At 58.9% G+C, this 19,803-nt stretch carries 16 protein-coding genes and 2 tRNA genes; 4 read left to right on the top strand and 14 right to left on the bottom strand.

The window, feature by feature from the left end; genetic code table 11:
• Positions 1 to 207: 207 nt before the first annotated feature.
• From dnaB to rnr, 7 genes are all read right to left on the bottom strand, one after another.
• Positions 208 to 1,605 carry a replicative DNA helicase gene (gene dnaB, locus KGB21_RS19550; protein ID WP_034149637.1) on the bottom strand — a complete coding sequence of 466 codons (1,398 nt, stop codon included), beginning with the start codon at positions 1,603 to 1,605 and terminating at the stop codon, positions 208 to 210.
• A gap of 135 nt (positions 1,606 to 1,740) precedes the next feature.
• Complete coding sequence (gene rplI, locus KGB21_RS19555; protein ID WP_034149636.1) at positions 1,741 to 2,187, bottom strand: 50S ribosomal protein L9; 447 nt, start codon at positions 2,185 to 2,187, stop codon at positions 1,741 to 1,743.
• Between the two features lie 19 nt (positions 2,188 to 2,206).
• The gene (locus tag KGB21_RS19560) at positions 2,207 to 3,100 is read right to left on the bottom strand and encodes a hypothetical protein (RefSeq protein ID WP_034149635.1); all 894 of its coding nucleotides are present in this window, start codon (positions 3,098 to 3,100) and stop codon (positions 2,207 to 2,209) included.
• Positions 3,101 to 3,136: 36 nt separating this feature from the next.
• On the bottom strand, positions 3,137 to 3,367 hold the full coding sequence (rpsR, locus tag KGB21_RS19565) for a 30S ribosomal protein S18 (RefSeq protein ID WP_002551829.1): 231 nt from the start codon (positions 3,365 to 3,367) through the stop codon (positions 3,137 to 3,139).
• Positions 3,368 to 3,395: 28 nt separating this feature from the next.
• Complete coding sequence (gene rpsF, locus KGB21_RS19570; protein ID WP_003217491.1) at positions 3,396 to 3,818, bottom strand: 30S ribosomal protein S6; 423 nt, start codon at positions 3,816 to 3,818, stop codon at positions 3,396 to 3,398.
• Between the two features lie 290 nt (positions 3,819 to 4,108).
• A complete protein-coding gene (gene rlmB, locus KGB21_RS19575) occupies positions 4,109 to 4,876 on the bottom strand; it encodes a 23S rRNA (guanosine(2251)-2'-O)-methyltransferase RlmB (RefSeq protein ID WP_007995003.1) in 768 nt (255 codons plus the stop codon).
• Positions 4,873 to 7,503: a ribonuclease R gene (gene rnr, locus KGB21_RS19580; protein WP_034148750.1), complete on the bottom strand. Its 2,631-nt coding sequence runs from the start codon at positions 7,501 to 7,503 to the stop codon at positions 4,873 to 4,875. The genes rlmB and rnr overlap by 4 nt, the downstream gene beginning before the upstream one ends.
• A gap of 225 nt (positions 7,504 to 7,728) precedes the next feature.
• Here rnr and KGB21_RS19585 point away from each other — a divergent pair.
• The 4 genes from KGB21_RS19585 to KGB21_RS19600 all read left to right on the top strand — a co-directional run bounded on the left by KGB21_RS19585 (position 7,729) and on the right by KGB21_RS19600 (position 10,980).
• Positions 7,729 to 7,815, top strand: a tRNA-Leu gene (locus KGB21_RS19585).
• Between the two features lie 167 nt (positions 7,816 to 7,982).
• Positions 7,983 to 8,069, top strand: a tRNA-Leu gene (locus tag KGB21_RS19590).
• A gap of 335 nt (positions 8,070 to 8,404) precedes the next feature.
• Entirely contained in the window at positions 8,405 to 9,415 is a 1,011-nt protein-coding gene (locus KGB21_RS19595) for an extracellular solute-binding protein (protein ID WP_034148749.1), read from the top strand.
• A complete protein-coding gene (locus KGB21_RS19600) occupies positions 9,415 to 10,980 on the top strand; it encodes an ABC transporter permease (RefSeq protein ID WP_034148748.1) in 1,566 nt (521 codons plus the stop codon). The genes KGB21_RS19595 and KGB21_RS19600 overlap by 1 nt, the downstream gene beginning before the upstream one ends.
• Positions 10,981 to 11,078: 98 nt before the next feature.
• On the opposite strand, the gene KGB21_RS19605 is transcribed toward KGB21_RS19600, so the two are convergent.
• The 7 genes from KGB21_RS19605 to hfq form a co-directional block, all read right to left on the bottom strand.
• A complete protein-coding gene (locus KGB21_RS19605; protein ID WP_034148747.1) occupies positions 11,079 to 13,013 on the bottom strand; it encodes a methyl-accepting chemotaxis protein in 1,935 nt (644 codons plus the stop codon).
• Between the two features lie 150 nt (positions 13,014 to 13,163).
• A complete protein-coding gene (locus KGB21_RS19610; protein WP_034148746.1) occupies positions 13,164 to 14,453 on the bottom strand; it encodes an adenylosuccinate synthase in 1,290 nt (429 codons plus the stop codon).
• Between the two features lie 54 nt (positions 14,454 to 14,507).
• Positions 14,508 to 15,695 carry an ATP phosphoribosyltransferase regulatory subunit gene (locus KGB21_RS19615; RefSeq protein ID WP_034148745.1) on the bottom strand — a complete coding sequence of 396 codons (1,188 nt, stop codon included), beginning with the start codon at positions 15,693 to 15,695 and terminating at the stop codon, positions 14,508 to 14,510.
• 311 nt (positions 15,696 to 16,006) lie between these two features.
• Positions 16,007 to 16,876 carry a protease modulator HflC gene (hflC, locus tag KGB21_RS19620; protein ID WP_008064109.1) on the bottom strand — a complete coding sequence of 290 codons (870 nt, stop codon included), beginning with the start codon at positions 16,874 to 16,876 and terminating at the stop codon, positions 16,007 to 16,009.
• Positions 16,876 to 18,048 carry an FtsH protease activity modulator HflK gene (hflK, locus tag KGB21_RS19625; RefSeq protein ID WP_034148744.1) on the bottom strand — a complete coding sequence of 391 codons (1,173 nt, stop codon included), beginning with the start codon at positions 18,046 to 18,048 and terminating at the stop codon, positions 16,876 to 16,878. Before hflK ends, hflC begins: the two co-directional genes overlap by 1 nt.
• Before the next feature lie 96 nt (positions 18,049 to 18,144).
• Positions 18,145 to 19,446, bottom strand: a complete 1,302-nt coding sequence (hflX, locus tag KGB21_RS19630; RefSeq protein WP_034148743.1) for a ribosome rescue GTPase HflX — start codon at positions 19,444 to 19,446, stop codon at positions 18,145 to 18,147.
• 12 nt (positions 19,447 to 19,458) lie between these two features.
• Positions 19,459 to 19,719, bottom strand: coding sequence for an RNA chaperone Hfq (gene hfq, locus KGB21_RS19635; RefSeq protein ID WP_007902656.1), 261 nt, complete (start codon positions 19,717 to 19,719; stop codon positions 19,459 to 19,461).
• Positions 19,720 to 19,803: the final 84 nt, after the last annotated feature.

Below are 19,803 nucleotides of genomic sequence, written 5' to 3' on the forward strand. Positions count from 1 at the left end.
CCGGTGTTGGCTTTCATTGAATTTCGCGGGCGCGGAATATAGCACAAATTTTGACCAATTCCGACGGCTGTGGTCGGAAATTGCGGTGACCCCATCGCTGGCAAGCCAGCTCCCACAATGATTTATGGTGTACCTGCTATTTTGGTATCACACAGAACCCTGTGGGAGCTGGCTTGCCAGCGATGGGGCCCGATCAGGTGCTATAAATCATTCGTCATCATCAAAGTTATAGCTACCCGGCGCCAGGTTCTCGAATCGCGTGTACTTACCGATAAAGGCCAGGCGGATAAACCCGATCGGGCCGTTCCGCTGTTTGCCGATGATGATTTCGGCAATGCCTTTGTGCTCGGTTTCGGGGTGATACACCTCGTCGCGGTACACAAACATGATGACGTCGGCGTCCTGCTCGATCGCTCCGGATTCCCGGAGGTCGGAGTTGATTGGCCGCTTGTTCGGTCGTTGCTCCAGGGAGCGGTTGAGCTGGGACAGGGCAACCACCGGGCAGTTGAATTCCTTGGCCAGAGCCTTCAAGGAACGCGAGATTTCAGAAATCTCGTTCGTTCGGTTGTCGCCGCCCGATCCTGGAATCTGCATCAGTTGCAGGTAGTCGATCATGATCAGGCCGATGTCACCGTGTTCCCGCGCCAGACGTCGGGTACGCGCACGCATTTCCGACGGGCTGATGCCGGCGGTATCGTCGATGAACAGCTTGCGATCGTTGAGCAGGTTGACCGCCGAGGTCAGGCGCGGCCAGTCGTCATCTTCCAGTTGGCCGGAACGCACCTTGGTCTGATCAATCCGCCCCAACGAGGAGAGCATACGCATGACCAGCGATTCACCTGGCATCTCGAGGGAATACACCAACACCGCTTTGTCGCTGCGCAGTACGGCGTTTTCCACCAGGTTCATGGCGAAGGTGGTTTTACCCATCGATGGACGGCCGGCGACGATGATCAGGTCGGCCGGTTGCAGGCCGCTGGTTTTCTCGTCGAGGTCGGTGTAACCGGTGGACAGGCCGGTGATGGCGTTGTCGGTGTTGAACAAGGTGTCGATGCGGTCAATGGCCTTGGTCAACAGGTCATTCACACCTACCGGGCCGCCGGTTTTCGGGCGGGCCTCGGCAATCGCGAAGATCTGACGCTCGGCTTCGTCGAGGATTTCCTCGGCGGTACGGCCTTCCGGGTTGAAAGCGCTGTCGGCGATCTCGGTGCTGATGCCGATCAGTTGGCGCAACGTCGCTCGCTGGCGAACGATTTGCGCATAGGCCTTGATGTTGGCGACGGACGGCGTGTTCTTCGCCAGCTCGCCAAGGTAACCGAGGCCACCGACTTGCGAAGTCTGACCTTCCTTGTCCAATTGCTCGGCAAGGGTCACGACGTCGATCGGGGAGTTCTGATCGGCCAGTTTGGCGATCGCACGGAAAATCAGTCGGTGGTCATGTCGATAGAAATCGCCGTCGGAGACTTGGTCGAGCACGCGTTCCCAGGCGTTGTTGTCCAGCATCAGACCACCGAGTACAGCCTGTTCGGCCTCGATGGAATGCGGCGGCACTTTCAGCGCGGCGGTTTGCAGATCGTATTGCTCGGGAGCGGAGATTTCGTTCATGGCCACTTGGTTTTTTAAGGAAAAGCAGGGGTTTGAAAACAGGTGTTACCAGAAAGACAAAGGGCACGACCTGTAAACAGGATCGTGCCCGATGTTACCGGCAAGCACCCGAGGGTGCCAGCCGACAAGTGCTGCTTAAGCTGCTACCACGACAACGCGTACGGTGGCTTCAACTTCGGCGTGCAGGTGCACGGCTACGTCGAATTCACCTACGTTGCGGATGGTGCCGTTCGGCAGACGAACTTCGCTCTTCTGCACTTCAACGCCGGAGGCGGTCAGTGCGTCAGCGATGTCGTGAGTACCGATCGAACCGAACAGCTTGCCTTCGTCACCAGCGGTGGCAGTGATAGTCACTTCCAGCTCGGCCAGTTGGGCAGCGCGGCTTTCAGCCGACGATTTACGATCTGCTGCTGCTTTTTCCAGCTCAGCACGACGCTCTTCGAACGCAGCCAGGTTGGCTGGGGTCGCGGCGGTAGCTTTGCCGTAAGGCAGCAGGTAGTTACGACCGTAACCAGCCTTAACGTTCACTTTGTCACCCAGGTTGCCCAGGTTGGTGACTTTTTCCAGAAGGATCAGTTGCATGTGAAAATCCTCTTAACTTTTAACCTTCACCGTTCGCGTTATCGGCGTCTTTCGACGCCAGACGACCGCGAAAATCAATCAGGCTGTCGACGATGGCCAGGACCACCAGCAACGGATAGATCAGCTGCATGAACAGCAACAGCGTGACGTACAACCCCACCAGCCAGAATTTGGCCAGTCGCTTTCGCGCCACCAGCCCGTGAATCAGGGCCAGCCCGGCGAAAACCAGCGGTACGCTGCACAACGGCACAAGCATGGACATCTGGGCACCGAAATTCGGTGTCACAACCATGCCCGCCAGCAGCAACATCGCGGGACCCAGCGGGATTCGGATGGCGCGAAACTCGCGACCGAAACCACCGGGGTTGTACAACAACGCCTGCCAGTAGCGCCCGATAATCAGGCTCAGCACACTGACGATTTGCAACAAGGCCGCAATCAGGCCGGTCAGGATTGGTGCTATCAGGGACGCGAAACGCGCTTGCTCGTCTACCGACATCTTCTGGTAGACCTCACCGAGTAGCGACGGCATGACTTTTATCAAAGCCTGCGCCAGCATCTCGATCTGAGGACCAAAAGCCGTCCCCAGCACCACTGAAAACACCACTCCCATCGCTATGCTGACCAGCAGCACGCGGTTCCAGGACTCGCTTGCGCGCAAAACCAACGCAAGGCCCGAAGACCCCAGCAGCACCAGAAGTGCCCGTGGGTCGTCGAATTTAAGCCACCAGACCAATGCCGGCAGCAGTCCCAGAGCAAGAACGCCCAAGGCGTCCCTCAATCCGCGCCGCAGGAGCACAAGGCATCCGGCGGCAGCACCCAACCAATACAACAACGGCAATGCCGCGCATCCAGCCACTACCAGAGTGGCCTGCATACGGCCCCGCATGATGAACTCAGCTAAGGCACGCATACATTCAATCCTTTGCTACGTGTCGACTGCCCGGTCTCAGCGGCCGTGGCTGTCGGTGTAGGCCAGCAGGGCCAGGAAGCGGGCGCGCTTGATAGCGGTGGCCAGCTGACGCTGATAACGAGCTTTGGTACCGGTGATGCGGCTTGGAACAATTTTGCCGGTCTCGGATACGTAGGCTTTCAGAGTGTTGAGATCTTTGTAATCGATCTCTTTCACGTCTTCAGCGGTGAAGCGGCAGAATTTACGACGACGGAAGAAACGTGCCATTTGATAGGCTCCTTAAAAGGTCCGTGGATTACTCGTCAGCGTTATCGCTGTTGTCGCTGTCATCACTGTCAGCGCTTTCAGCGCCTTCGTGCTCAGGACGGTCGCGACGCTCACGGCGCTCACTGCGGTTTTCTTCAGCCTTGAGCATCTCGGATTGGCCGGTAACGGCTTCTTCGCGACGGATGACCAGGTTACGGATCACTGCATCGTTGTAGCGGAAGTTGTCTTCCAGCTCGGCCAGGGCCTTGCCAGTGCACTCAACGTTCAGCATCACGTAGTGAGCCTTGTGAACATTGTTGATTGCGTAGGCCAGTTGACGACGGCCCCAATCTTCCAGACGGTGGATTTTGCCGCCGTCTTCTTCGATCAGCTTGGTGTAACGCTCAACCATGCCGCCGACTTGCTCGCTTTGATCCGGGTGGACCAAAAAGATGATTTCGTAATGACGCATGAATGCTCCTTACGGGTTGTAGCCTGCCGCTCAAAAGCGGTCAGACAAGGAGTGAATGACACTTATGGACTTGCGGACGCTAGACACATGCGTGCCTGCCATCACAGCAAGGGGCGCAATTGTAGAGAAGGGTCGAGAGAGGCGCAAGGTAATTGGTGATTATTTGAACAACCCCCATTTACCCTATAACTGCAGGAGCTGGCTTGCTGGCGATTCAAGCGACTCGGTATGTCAGACAAACCGAGTCGCTTGAATCGCCAGCAAGCCAGCCCCTACAGGTTATGCGGGAATCAGGACTTCTTGGCGGCAGCCTTGGCCTTGACGCTGCGCTGACGCTGGGCTTCGAACAGGCAAACGCCGGTTGCCACCGAAACGTTGAGGCTGCTGACGCTACCGGCCATCGGCAGGTTCACCAGATAGTCGCAATGCTCGCGGGTCAAGCGACGCATGCCCTTGCCTTCGGCCCCCATGATCAGGATGGTCGGACCAGTGAGGTCCTGGTCATACAGGCTGACCTCAGCTTCACCAGCCGTACCGACAACCCACAAGCCGCGCTGCTGGAGTTTTTCCAAAGTGCGCGCCAGGTTCGTCACGGCAACCAGCGGAATCACTTCCGCTGCGCCGCAGGCGATTTTTCGTACAACCGGAGTCAGGGTCGCTGACTTGTCCTTCGGCACAATCACCGCCAGCGCGCCCGCCGCATCGGCGGAACGCAGGCAGGCACCGAGGTTGTGCGGATCGGTCACGCCGTCGAGCACCAGCAGCAACGGCGCGCCTTCGGTGCGATCGAGCAACTCGTCGAGCATCGCCTCACCCCAGACCTGGCTCGGACTTACGTCCGCGACCACGCCCTGGTGCACGCCTTCAACCCAGGCGTCCATTTCACGGCGCTCGGCCTGGCCGACCTGGACCCGATTTTCGTTGGCCAGCTCAATCAGCGTCTGGACCCGAGGGTCATTGCGACCTTCCGCCAGCCAGATCTGCTTGACGCGTTTCGGGTGATGACGCAGCAACGCTTCTACCGCATGCACGCCGTAGATTTTTTCCAACTGACTCATGGCTTGGCCTTAGGTTTACGCGCCCCGCCGCTTTTCGCAGCTGGAGCGGAACCCGCTTTTGGCGGGCCTTTACGATGTTTGCTTGGTTTTGCTGGCTTGCCGCCGGGGGCCTTTTCAGGCGCCGACCGTCCGGTCTTTCCCGCAGACGCCGCTTTACCGCCGCTTTTCGCATCGGCCAGCAAGGCCTTTTTCATTTCACGACTTTTGCGCACTTCGGCATTTTTAGCCGCTGCATCGCTCGGGCGATAGGCTTCGACAGCCTTCTCCTTGGCAGGACGACGACCGGTTTTCGCCGGGGCCGGCTCTGCTGCGGTTTTGGCGGCTGGCGCTGCGGTTTCGGTGCCGCGTTTTTTGCGACCGATCGGCGCGCTGATGGTTTTTTCAGCCATCTCGAAGTCGATCTTGCGCTCGTCGAGATCGACGCGCATGACACGCACTTCAACGGTGTCGCCCAAGCGGAAGCTGCGACCGGTACGCTCACCGGCCAGGCGGTGGTGCACAGGATCGAAGTGGTAGTAATCGCCCGGCAGCGCGGTGACGTGCACCAGGCCTTCGACGTAGATGTCGGTCAGTTCAACGAACAGACCAAAACCGGTCACTGCGGTAATCACACCCGGGAACGACTCGCCCACGCGATCTTTCATGAACTCGCACTTGAGCCAGTTCACTACGTCACGGGTCGCTTCGTCGGCACGGCGCTCGCTCATCGAGCACTGCTCGCCGAGTTGCTCCAGGGCCGCCTCGTCGTACGGATAGATGCGCGCCTTCGGAATAGTCATCGCACCAGCACGGCGAACGTGCGGGGTGTCCTGTTTCGAATGGATCACGCTGCGGATTGCCCGATGCGTAAGCAAGTCCGGGTAGCGGCGGATCGGCGAAGTGAAGTGAGTGTACGCTTCGTAATTCAGGCCGAAGTGACCCTGGTTATCAGCGCTGTACACCGCTTGGCTCAACGAACGCAGCATGACGGTCTGGATCAGGTGGAAATCCGGACGATCCTTGATCCCGGCCAGCAGTGCCTGGTAATCCTTCGGCGATGGGCCGTCCTTGCCTTTGTGCAGGGACAGACCCAGCTCGCCAAGGAACGCGCGCAGTTTTTCCAGACGCTCTGGTGGCGGACCATCGTGAACGCGGTACAGCGCAGGAATTTCGTGCTTTTTCAGGAATTCAGCGGTGGCCACGTTGGCCGCCAGCATGCATTCCTCGATCAGCTTGTGCGCATCGTTGCGCACGGTCGGCCGGATTTCGGCGATCTTGCGCTCGGAGCCGAAGATGATCCGGGTTTCCTGGGTTTCGAAATCGATCGCGCCACGCACATGACGGGCGGCCAACAGCACCTTGTACAGCGAGTAGAGCTGCTTGAGGTGCGGCACAACGTCGGTGTACTCACCGCGCAGCTTGCGCGCTTCGGTGGCTTTCGGCGTTTCGAGCATCGCGCTGACTTTGTTGTAAGTCAGACGAGCATGGGAGTGGATCACCGCTTCGTAGAAGCAGTAGTCGGTCATTTCGCCGGATTTGGAGATGGTCATCTCGCAAACCATGGCCAGACGATCGACTTGCGGGTTCAGCGAGCAAAGTCCGTTGGACAACTGCTCAGGCAGCATCGGGATCACGCGCTCGGGGAAGTACACCGAGTTGCCGCGAACCTGGGCCTCGGCATCCAGCGCCGAACCGAGTTTCACGTAGCTGGATACGTCGGCGATCGCCACGTACAACTTCCAGCCGCCGGAGAACAGGCGAAGCTTGCCCGGACGGGCTTCGCAGTAGACCGCATCATCGAAGTCGCGGGCATCTTCGCCGTCGATGGTGACGAACGGCAGATGACGCAGGTCGATGCGCTTCTCTTTGTCTTTCTCTTCGACTTCCGGCTTGAGCTTGCCGGCTTCCTTGAGCACGGCGTCTGGCCAGACGTGAGGAATGTCGTAGGTACGCAGGGCGACATCGATTTCCATGCCCGGCGCCATGTAGTTGCCCACAACTTCAACCACGTCGCCCTGCGGCTGGAAACGTGGCGTCGGCCAGTGAGTGATCTTCACTTCGACGAACTGACCGATCTGCGCGTTGGCGTTACGACCCGGTGTCACCAGCACTTCCTGCTGGATCTTCGGATTGTCGGCAACCACGAAACCGATACCGCCCTCTTCGAAATAGCGGCCGACGATGGTTTCGTGAGCGCGGGACACCACTTCAACGATCATGCCTTCGCGGCGACCACGACGGTCCAGGCCGGAAACACGGGCCAGGGCACGGTCACCGTCGAACACCAGGCGCATTTGCGCCGGGCTCATGAACAGGTCGTCACTGCCGTCGTCCGGCACCAGGAAACCGAAACCGTCACGGTGACCGCTGATGCGACCGAGGATCAGGTCGAGCTTGTCCACCGGTGCATACGTGCCGCGACGGGTATAGATGAGTTGAGCATCGCGCTCCATGGCGCGCAGGCGGCGGCGCAGGGCTTCGATCTGGTCTTCTGTGGTCAGACCAAACTCTTCGACCAGCTGCTCGCGGTTAGCAGGCGAACCTCGATCAGCAAGGTGCTGAAGGATCAGTTCGCGGCTAGGGATAGGGTTTTCATATTTTTCCGCTTCACGAGCGGCCTCGGGATCGAGGGACTGCCAATCGGCCATTAGAGAGTTTTCACCTTGTCTATATGCGGGTTAGTTTGGCATAGGCGTAATGAAACGGGAAATTTCAAGCTAAGACGACCCATCTAAAGCCCTGTATCGACACATCAAAGCTGATTTGCAGACCGCTGGCGAAATTTTCCAGGTTTTTTTGATGACGGGGGTTTACAGTTAAAAAGACGCTCCGTATAGTGCGCGCCATCGACGACGGACAACGTTGCCGATACTGCCCAGATGGTGAAATTGGTAGACACGCCAGCTTCAGGTGCTGGTGACCGCAAGGTCGTGGAAGTTCGAGTCTTCTTCTGGGCACCAATTTCGAGCTTGAGATTAGATCAATTTCAAGGCTCACACAAAACCCGCGAAAGCGGGTTTTCTGCATTCTGGACCACTGGTTTATTAATTTTAAAATCAGGGGTTTACAGATCAAAACGCTCTCCGTATAGTGCGCCACATCAACAGCGGCAACGCTGAAGATGAATGCCCAGATGGTGAAATTGGTAGACACGCCAGCTTCAGGTGCTGGTGACCGCAAGGTCGTGGAAGTTCGAGTCTTCTTCTGGGCACCAATTCAAATTCAAGGTTACGATCTTGGATTTCACAGAAACCCGCGAAAGCGGGTTTTTGCGTTTCTGCCCTTCTGAAATTTTCAGCGCTGAGCCTTTTGTGGCGAGGGAGCTTGCTCCCGCTGGGCGCGAAGCGGCCCGAGTTCTTCCTTGAGTCAGATCCCGCCTGCAGAATATACGACTACTTCGCAGCCGAGCGGGAGCAAGCTCCCTCGCCACAATGAGCATCCTCACCCTGCCCCAACAGAACGACTCCCTCACTGCAAGGCGCATTTGAGAAACAATATCGTTTATCATTGTTGCAAGTTTTTGCAATGCGACAGTGAGGAACCCTGCGAATGATGTTTCGAAATACCCTGCGCCGCGGCCTGACCATCACCCTGCTCGGCCTGGCAATCGCCACTCCCCTCACCCAGGCTGCTGATCCAGTTTCCCTGACACTCTATAACGGTCAACACAAGGAGGTCGGCGATGCCATCGCCAAAGCCTTCGAAGCCAAGACCGGCATTCACGTCAATGTACGCAAAGGCAGCAGCAACCAGCTCGCCAGCCAAGTCGTCGAAGAAGGTGATCGCTCCCCCGCCGACGTGATCTACACCGAAGAATCACCACCGCTGAACAAACTCGGTGAACAAGGGCTCCTGGCCAAGGCCGACGATTCAACCCTGGCGGTTCTGCCCAAGGAATACGTCGCCGGCAATGGCACCTGGATTGGCGTAACCGCCCGGGTTCGCGTCGTTGCCTTCAACCCGAAACTGATCGATGAAAAAGACCTGCCGAAATCGGTGATGGAATTCTCCGATCCGAAATGGCAAGGCAAGGTCGGCTTCGTGCCTACCAGCGGTGCATTCCAGGAACAAGCCGTTGCGATCATCAAGGTCCACGGCATGGACGCCGCCGAAGAATGGCTGACCGGCCTGCGCGCATTCGGCAAGACCTACAGCAACAACATGGTCGCGTTGAAGGCTGTGGAAAACGGCGAAGTGGCCACTGTTCTAGTGAACAACTACTACTGGTTCGCCTTGCAGCGCGAAAAAGGCCAGCTGGATTCGAAACTGCACTACTTCACCGGTGGCGACGTCGGTGGATTGATCACGGTTTCCAGCGCCGCCGTACTTAAATCCAGCAAGCATCCAAAAGAAGCCCAGCAATTCCTCGCCTACATGGCCAGCGAAGAAGGTCAGCGCGTGATCACCCAGACCACCGCTGAATATCCACTGCACAAGGGCATGGAGTCGGATCGCGGCCTCAAGCCGTTCAGCGAACTGGAAGCACCAAACGTCACGCCAGCCGACCTCGGCAATGCCGAAGAAGCCCTGGACCTGGAACGTGATGTTGGTCTGAACTGATGAACCCATCGCTTCCCGCACCCACAGCACACGGCGGTTACGTACCGCGGCGCAAGCAGCCATCGATCTGGCTGCTGCTGCCGGTTTTGTTGCTGGTCGTACTCAGCCTGCTGCCACTGGCCTATGTCGGGCTCAAGACCTGGCAAGCGGGTTGGGCCGAAGCGCTGCATCTGCTGTGGCGGCCGTATGTGTTTGGTTTGCTGCGCAACACCCTTGCGCTGATGGTCGGCGTTACGCTGGCGTGCGGCGTGATCGGCCTGTCGCTGGCGTGGCTGCTGGAACGCAGTAATCTGCCGGGACGGCGGCTCTGGGGCGTGATTCTGTGCCTGCCGTTCGCCGTACCAGCGTTCGTCAGCAGCTTCACTTGGGTTTCGCTGAGCGCTCAGTTCGAAGGTTTGGGCGGGGCGATTCTGGTGATGAGCCTGTCCAAATATCCGCTGATCTTTCTGCCGGTCGCGGCAACCCTGCGCAATCTTGACCCGTCCCTGGAAGAGTCTGCCCGCACCCTCGGTCAGAATCGCTGGGGTGTGTTCTTCAAAGTCACCCTGCCCTTGCTCTGGCCATCGCTGCTTGGCGGCTCCCTGCTGATCGCCCTGCACATGCTGGTGGAGTTCGGCGCGCTGTCGATCATCGGCCTGCAAACCTTCACCACAGCGATCTATCAACAGTTTGAGCTGGAATTCAGCAACGCCAACGCCGCGATGCTGTCGGCGGTGTTGCTGGCCCTGTGCTTGATGCTGCTGTGGCTGGAATTGCGCGTTCGCGGCAAGGGCCGACACGTTCGCACAGGGCAAGGCGCAGCGAGGCAAGCGGAGCAGGTTCGTCTGGGACCGTGGGCGATCGCCGGACAACTTTACTGCCTGTTGCTGGCCATTATCGGCAGCGGCATTCCGCTGGGGATGCTGGCGTATTGGCTGGCCGTGGGCTCGTCGGCGGCATTCCCGGTGGCAGCCATCGGAGAAGCGCTGCTTTCGTCCCTGGCGCTGTCGCTGGGCGGCGCGGCGCTTTGCCTGGTTCTGGCGGTGCCGGTGGGACTGTTGGTCGTGCGATACAAAGGCCAATTGGCAATCTGGGCTGAACGCTTGCCGTATCTGCTGCATGCACTGCCAGGATTGGTCATCGCACTGACCCTGGTCTATTTCGCCTTGCACTATGTGCCAGCGCTGTACCAGACGTCGGCATTGTTGCTGATCGCTTATGCGCTGCTGTTTCTGCCGCTGGCTCAGGCACCGATCCGCACGGCGCTGAACAAGGCCGCACCGCAACTGGAAGAGGCGGCCCGTACGCTGGGTGCATCGTCGTTCAGCGCGTTCTGCCGAGTGACCCTGCCGATCATCTTTCCGGCGCTGGGAGCGGCGTTCGCGCTGGTGTTTCTGGATGCGATGAAGGAGCTGACGGCGACCTTGCTATTGAGCCCGACCGGGCTTAATACGCTGGCTACCGAAGTTTGGGCGCATACCGCGAATGTGGAATTTGCGGCGGCGGCGCCTTATGCGGCGCTACTGATATTGGTGTCGGGGTTGCCCGTCTACCTGTTAACGACCCGGATGTATTTGAGCCGCTGATAAAGCAAAAAGATCGCAGCCTGCGGCAGCTCCTACAGTGAAACGCGTATTCCCATGTAGGAGCTGCCGCAAGCTGCGATCTTTTGATCTTTAAGGCATCAAGCCCTGAACTGCCCCAAGCTCGCCTTCAACTGCGCCGCCAACCCATCCAGCACTTTGCCGCTGGCCGTGGTTTCCACCACCGCCTGAGCCGCTTTCTCGGCCTGCGCATGAATGGTCTCGACCCGACCACGCACCGCCTGTGCGCCTTGCGCCTGATGTGCCGCCGCCTGGGTCGCCAGACCGATCGCCGCATGCACTTGCTCCACCGACGCCTGCACTGATTGCTGCAACCGCGCACTGTCACGCAACACCAGCAAACCTTCGCTGGCCTGGCGCCCGGCCTGCCCGATCGCCGCCACCGCCTCGCGTGCGCCCTGCTGCAGCGCGACAATATGCGCCTGAATATCGCCCGTGGAGCTCTGGGTCTTGCTCGCCAGCGCCCGAACCTCGTCAGCCACCACCGCAAACCCGCGTCCGGTTTCCCCGGCTCGCGCCGCCTCGATGGCCGCGTTCAGCGCCAGCAGGTTGGTTTGCTCGGCGATCCCGTGAATCACCGTCAGCACCACTTCAATCTGCTCACTTTGCTGCGCCAATCGCTCGATGACTTGCGCCCCGGTATCGACCTGACCGGCCAACGCCTCGATCAGACCGCCGACTTTCGCCGAGGTCCGAGTGTTTTCATCAGTGGCCTGGCGGATATCCACAACCTGTTTCAAAGCCGCTTGCATGGCATGGCTTTCCGACTGAGCTTCGTCCGCCATCCGCGACAACGCACGCAGGCTCTCGGCCACTTCATCGCGCTGCAGGCCCGCCGCCGCATCGGCGCCGGCATTGCGCAGGGTCATGGCGCCGATTTCCACGCCGGTACGTTGGGCCACATCACCCGCCTCCCGCACGATCGGCTGCAATTTATCCACAAAACGGTTGACCGCCGAGGCCATGTCGCCGATTTCGTCCTTACTGTTGATCTGCACACGCTTGGTCAGATCACCTTCGCCAGCGGCCAGATCGTCCATGGCGGCAATCAGCATTTTCAGGCGGTTAACCACACGACGCCCGAGTACCACGGCGAGCAACAGCAGAACGCCGGCGCCTACCAGCGCCAGGCCCATGCCGATGCGCCAGCGCAAAGTGGCTGCCGCTTCCTGCACGGTGCTGGTGGTGTTGGCTTTCATTTCAGAGGCGGTGGACTGAGCGGAGGTCAGGCGCGCACGCATTGCGGCTGCGCTGTCCGCCGCCGCGCCCTTGAGGCTGTCGCCCACCAGTTGATCGCTGCTGGCAATCAGGGCCGAGAAGCGCTTGTCGAGGGCCGCGAGATCGGTTTCCACCGAAGCCGTGGAGACACCCATCAAGACCTTGCCGATTTCCACGCCATTGGGATTGATCGAGGCCTCGAGGTAGTAGACCGACGGATCGTTCTTCGCCGCGTCCAACACCTTGTCCAGCGCCCGTTCACCCTGACCTTTTTCCAACAAGGCCTTGTTGATCGGATTTTCCCGGTTGAGGTAGCGCGTCAGGTGTTGACCTGTTGCGTCGTCGTACACGACGAACAACACGTTGGGATTGCGCTGCGCCCGGCGGGCGAATTCGGAAAGGGTCGGAACGTCGCTGTCCCACATGGCGCGGGGTGCGACCGACGCCAGAAGCTGCGCCATGTCATTGGCGGAGTCCTTCAGGTCTTTTTCCAGCGTGGCCCGCAATTGCGCCTGCTCCTCCTCCAAACGCGAGGACAAACCGGCCGTGAGTCGTTGACGCGTACTGGTGGAGAGGCTGTCGAGACTCGAGGTGACTTCACGCCCCGCCTGCTCAAGTTCGCCGGAGAGTTTTTGACTGTCCGCCCCCAGACGCACACCCAAGTCTGCTTCCAGCGCAGTCACTGTGCTCCGGGTCAGGGCAACAGCCACCAGCACCTGCACCAATAGGGCGATACCGAGGGTAACGAACACTGGCCGCAAGAGACGGCTTTGTAACAATGAGAGAACGGCCGACACTTGATATCCCTCTGCATAAGCGCCATTAAATTGATGGCACGCCAAAAGTGGCGTTTTAATCAAAGCTAATAGCAAAGGTCATGCCGTCCAACAGGCATAAACGACAAAGGCCCCGATTAAGGGGCCTTTGTGTTTTACATCAACAGCTTATCAGGCAAACGGATGGCGCAGAACGATGGTTTCGTTGCGGTCCGGACCCGTCGAAATAATGTCGATCGGTGCAGCGATCAGCTCTTCGACGCGCTTGATGTAAGCACGAGCATTAGCTGGCAGCTCTTCCAGGGTTTTGGCACCCACGGTCGACTCGGTCCAGCCAGGCACTTCTTCGTATACAGGCTGCAGACCTACGTAGCTGTCCGCATCAGTCGGGGCAACCGCATTACCTTGTGCATCTTTGTAGCCGACGCAGATATTGATGGTTTCCAGACCGTCGAGTACGTCCAGCTTGGTCAGGCAAATGCCCGAGATGCTGTTCACATCGATAGCGCGACGCAGGATTACGGCATCGAACCAGCCACAACGACGAGCACGGCCGGTCGTCGCGCCGAACTCGTGACCTTGTTTGGCCAAGTGCGCGCCGACTTCGTCGAACAGCTCTGTCGGGAATGGACCCGAACCTACACGCGTGGTGTAAGCCTTGGTGATGCCCAGAATGTAGTCCAGGAACATCGGACCAACGCCCGAACCGGTAGCAACGCCGCCAGCGGTGGTGTTCGAACTGGTCACGTACGGGTAGGTGCCGTGGTCGATGTCCAACAGGGAACCTTGGGCGCCCTCGAACATGATGTCTTTGCCAGCGCGACGCAGGTCGTGCAGCTCGGCAGTCACGTCCAGCATCAGCGGCTTGAGCAGCTCAGCGTATTCTTTGCACTCGGCCAGGGTCTTGTCGAACTCGATGGCTGGCTCTTTGTAGTAACCCACCAGCATGAAGTTGTGGTAATCCACCAGTTCACGCAGCTTGTCTTCAAAGCGCGGCATGTTGAGCAGGTCGCCCACACGCAGGCCACGACGTGCAACCTTGTCTTCGTAAGCCGGGCCGATGCCGCGACCGGTGGTACCGATCTTCAGCTCGCCACGGGCCTTTTCACGGGCCTGATCCAGCGCAACGTGGAAGGACAGGATCAGCGGGCAGGACGGGCTGATACGCAGGCGCTCGCGCACCGGCACACCCTTCTCTTCCAGCTTGGTGATCTCGCGCAGCAGGGCGTCAGGTGCAACCACCACGCCGTTACCGATCAGGCACTGCACGCCTTCGCGCAGCACGCCCGACGGGATCAGGTGCAAGACGGTTTTTTCGCCGTCGATCACCAGGGTGTGACCAGCGTTGTGGCCACCCTGGTAGCGCACTACGGCGGCAGCATGTTCGGTCAGCAGATCAACGATCTTGCCTTTGCCCTCATCACCCCATTGGGTGCCCAGGACTACGACATTCTTACCCATAACACTTGTCCTCATTCGCGCAAACTTGGTGCCGGCGGCAGCCGGCAGGAAAACTCAAGAAGCCAGTGGCGATACTTGCCAAAGCCCGTTCTGCTGAATCAATTGCCGGTCGCAGTCCGCTTCACGGGCGGCGGCCAAAGGTTGCCCAGGCAAAGCCTGAACGACACGCTGACCCTCACTGCGCAACTGGCAAACCTGCTGCCAGAGTGCCGCATCCGTACTGTCAGGCATCCAGATACCGCCAGACGGTAGCTCGATCTCAGCACGCCCCAGGGTCACCAGGGTTTTCAAATCGGTGGAGAAGCCGGTTGCCGGACGGGCGCGACCAAAATCGGCGCCGATGTCGTCGTAACGACCGCCCTGGGCAATGGACTGGCCAACACCCGGCACGAACACCGCGAACACCACACCGGTGTGGTAGTGGTAACCGCGCAACTCGCCCAGGTCGAAGTAAAGCGGCAGCTCCGGGAAACGCACGGACAGACGCTCGGCAATCGCCAGCAAATCGTCCAGCGCCGCGAGAACCGGGGCCGGCGCCTTGGCCAGACGCTCACGCGCAGCTGCCAGCACTTCACGACCGCCACACAGATCGACCAACGCCCGCAGCATGCCCGACAGATCGGTCGGCAGGCCTTCGGTCAAGGTAATGACCTCATCAATGGCCTTGCGTTGCAACGCATCGAACAACTGTTGTTCAACTTCACCGGACAAACCGGCGGCACGGGCCAGGCCGCGGTAGATACCGACATGCCCCAGATCCATGTGCACATCTGGCACATCGGCCAGTTGCAGCATGGCCAGCATCAGGCTGATGACTTCGACGTCGCTGCTCGGGCTGCCATCGCCATACAACTCGGCGCCCAACTGGATCGGGCTGCGCGAGGACGACAAGGCACGGGGCTGAGCATGCAGCACACTGCCGGCGTAGCACAGGCGGCTCGGACCTTCGCGACGCAGGGTGTGCGCATCGATACGCGCGACCTGTGGCGTGATGTCAGCGCGGAAACCCATCTGCCGGCCCGACTGCGGGTCGATGACCTTGAAGGTACGCAGATCCAGGTCCTGGCCCGCGCCGGTCAGCAGGGATTCCAGGTACTCGATATGGGGAGTCACGACGAACTCGTAACCCCAGCTCTGGAACAGATCCAACACCTGACGACGCGCGACTTCAATGCGCGCCGCTTCCGGTGGCAGTACTTCTTCGATGCCATCTGGCAGCAGCCAGCGGTCTACCGTTGCCATTACGCCATTCCCCTATGATCCGGGCGGCAAGCCTTTGGGCGAGCCTTGAGTGAAGCAGAAAATGATCAGCTCAGCGCAAACCCCGCGCATGAGCGACGAAGCGAAAAGCCTGAAATGGGCTTCGCCAAGCACTTTCCTCGTAAAACCTGTCGAGCCGTCAGGCTCGGGCATCCGCACAAAACAGCAATCAAACATGCAGACGCAAAAAAGCCGGGAATTTCCCGGCTGCCGCATCATACACACGTTTTCCCAAAGGATCACCCCGCCAGAGGTTTTAGCCGCCCGGCGGGATGAATCAGGTCAACGTCGTATCAAGGCTTGGCTTTTTCCAGGTAGTGGAAGAAGTCACTGCTTGGGTCGAGGACCATGACGTCGGATTTGTTCGCGAAGCTTTCACGGTAGGCACGCAGGCTACGATAGAACGCGTAGAATTCCTGATCCTGACCGTACGCCTTGGAGTAGATCGAAGCGGCCTGGGCATCACCGTCACCGCGAATCTCTTCGGATTCACGATAGGCTTCAGCCAGCAGCACGCGGCGTTGACGATCGGCGTCGGCACGGATGCCTTCAGCCAGCTCGTTACCCTTGGCGCGGTGCTCGCGAGCTTCACGCTCACGCTCGGTGCTCATACGTTCGAACACGCTACGGTTTACTTCTTTCGGCAGGTCGATGGTCTTGACCCGAACATCGACAACTTCGATGCCCAGTTCTTTTTCGGCCATCTTGTTCAGCGAAGCCGTGATATCCGCCATCAGCGCATCACGCTCACCGGACACGACTTCGTGCAAGGTGCGCTTACCGAACTGGTCACGCAGGCCCGATTCCAGACGACGAGACAGACGCTCGTCGGCAATCTGCTTCAGACCGGAAGTCGCGGTGTAGAAACGCTCAGCGTCCTTCACGCGCCACTTGGCGTAGGCATCGACCATTACGGCTTTCTTTTCCAGCGTCAGGAAGCGTTGCGTCGGTGCATCCAGCGTCATCAGGCGGGCGTCGAATTTACGCACCTGGTTAACGTAAGGCACTTTCACATGCAGCCCAGGCTGAACATCGGTCTGGACCACGCGACCGAACTGCAGCAACACCGCACGCTCGGTCTGAGCCACGATGTAGAAGCAGTTCCAGGCAGCGATCGCCACGACGACGCCGACAATAAGGGCGATCAGCGATTTATTGCTCATCAGCGACTCTCCCTGGTACGTGCTTGCTGTTGCTGCAGATCAGCTGCCGCACGCGCATTCGCTTCATTGCTGCTGGCTGCCGCGCCGGTCACCGGAGTGCTGGAGCTGCGACCACTTTCGACCATCTTGTCCAGCGGCAAGTACAGCAGATTGCTCTGGCCATTCTTGTTGCCGGTCACGAGAACCTTGCTGGTGTTGCTGAAGACTTCCTGCATGGTGTCCAGGTACAGACGCTGGCGGGTAACTTCAGGTGCCTTGCGATACTCGGCGACCAGTTTGGTGAAGCGATCACCCTCACCCTTGGCACGCGAGACGGTTTCGTCACGGTAACCATTGGCATCTTCGAGAATGCGCTGGGCCTGACCACGGGCTTCCGGCACGACGCCGTTGGCATAGGTTTCAGCCTGGTTACGCGAACGCTGCTCGTCTTCACGGGCACGGATTACGTCATCGAAGGCTTCCTGTACTTCACGCGGTGCCGCTGCGCTCTGCACGTTGACCTGGGTGACAGTGATACCGGTGCGATACGTATCCATGAAGCGTTGCAGACGCTCCTTGATTTCGCTGGCCATCAATTCACGACCTTCGGTCAGCACCTGATCCATCGCGGTGGAACCCACCACATGGCGCAAGGCACTGTCGGTCGCGTGCTGCAGACTGATTTCCGGCTGATCGACGCTCAGCACGAAGTCCTGCAGGTTGCTGATCTTGTACTGCACGGTCAGCGGCACTTCGACGATGTTTTCGTCTTCGGTCAGCATCTGGCCTTGCTTGGTGTACGCACGCTCACGCGTGACGTTTTCCATGTACTTCTTGTCGATCGGCGGGAAATAGATGTTCAGACCCGGGCCGACAGTTTCGTAGTACTTGCCGAAGCGCAGCACCACGGCTTGCTCCTGCTCGTCGACTACATAGACCGCGCTGTACAGCCATACGGCCGCCAACACGACCAGACCGATGCCGAGCAGGCCGCCGAAGCCGCCACTCTTGCCCGATCCACCGCCGTCATCACCGCGTTTCTTACCACCACCGAACAACCCGTTGAGGCTTTCCTGCAGCTTTCGGAAGGCCTCGTCGAGATCTGGCGGCCCCTTGCGATCGCCGTTATTACGGCGCTTGCCACCCCAAGGATCCTGATTATTCGAGTTGCCACCCGGCTCATTCCAAGCCATAGCGCTCTCCATCTGATAAAGCAAAGACGCACCCACGGCGCGCCGACCAATGCTACAGAATGCCTGTCACCACGGCACAACCGCTTTCTCAGGCTTTTATTGCAAAGTGTGTTGCTCGATGAATTCCATCGGCTGCAATCCTTCGCGGCTTACCAGTCGATTCAACTCGACCCGGGGCAAACGAACGGCCAGCAAACTGATGCCTTCTTCGTCGTGTTCTTCTTTTTGCACCGCACCGAGTTCGAAAAACTGCGCACGCAGTCGAGCGAATCGTTGCGGCAAGCGCAGGGTACCGATAAACAAATCACCGCCGAGTAACTCGGCAATGGCTTGCTCAAGCAATTCCAGACCAGTGCCATCACGCGCAGACAGCCAGACCCGCTGGGGTTTGCCGTTTTCATCGCGCTGGATTTGTGGCTCAACGCCTTCAAGCAAATCGAGTTTGTTATAGACCTCGAGGATCGGCAAGTCCTGGGCACCAATCTCGCCCAACACCACCATCACTTGCTCGATCTGCAACATGCGATCCGGTTCGGCCGAGTCGATCACGTGCAACAACAGGTCGGAGTTGCTCGACTCTTCGAGGGTAGACCGAAATGCCTCGACCAGCTTGTGGGGCAAGTGGCGAATAAAACCTACCGTGTCCGCCAGGACAATCGGCCCCAGGTCGTCCAGATCCAGACGACGCAGGGTCGGGTCCAGCGTGGCAAACAATTGGTCAGCCGCGTAGACGTCGGATTTCGTCACGTTATTGAACAGCGTGGATTTACCGGCGTTGGTATATCCCACCAGCGACACGGTAGGGATATCTGCACGCGAACGGCCACGACGCGACTGCTCACGCTGGCTGCGCACTTTCTCCAGCCGGCCCTTGATCTGGCGCAGGCGAACCCGCAGCAAACGGCGGTCGGTTTCCAGTTGGGTTTCACCCGGGCCACGCATGCCGATACCGCCACCCTGGCGCTCAAGGTGAGTCCAGCCGCGAACCAGCCGGGTGCTCATGTGGTCAAGCTGGGCCAGTTCTACCTGGAGCTTGCCTTCATGGGTACGGGCGCGTTGGGCGAAAATATCGAGAATCAGACCGGTACGGTCGATCACGCGACACTCGAAAACACGTTCGAGGTTACGTTCCTGACTGGGCGTGAGGACGTGATTGAAAATCACCAGATCGGCTTCTTCGGCTTTAACCAGGTCGCGCAGTTCCTCGACCTTGCCGCTGCCAATCAGGAATTTGGCGGTTGGCCGATGACGCGGCACGTTAAAAAACGCAACGGTCTCGGCGCCGGCCGAATTAGCCAATTCCTGAAACTCCTGCGGATCTTCGCGCGCCTCAGGGTCCTGTCCATCCAAGTGAACGAGGATGACTCGCTCACCACCACCGTGGCGCTCAAAGAACAAAGGAGACTCCTATCAGGCGTTACCTGGCTCAGCATCACCCGCTTCCGATTCGGTTGCGCTAGGCAGACGAATTGGACGAACCGGCACTACTGTAGAGATAGCGTGTTTGTAGACCATTTGGCTGACGGTATTTTTCAGCAAAATAACGAACTGGTCGAAAGATTCGATCGTACCTTGCAATTTGATCCCGTTGACCAGGTAGATGGACACCCCAACTTTCTCTTTACGTAAAGTATTCAAGTAAGGGTCTTGTAGCGAATGCCCTTTTGACATGTGCCGCACTCCTTTAAGGATTCAATATAAAAATAGGTGAAAAAATGGCTTTGGCCGCCCCACCCCCAAGGATAGACGGCAATT

This window comes from Pseudomonas sp. GL-RE-29 (assembly GCF_019947275.1).
In the GTDB taxonomy this organism is placed as follows: domain Bacteria; phylum Pseudomonadota; class Gammaproteobacteria; order Pseudomonadales; family Pseudomonadaceae; genus Aquipseudomonas; species Aquipseudomonas fluorescens_A.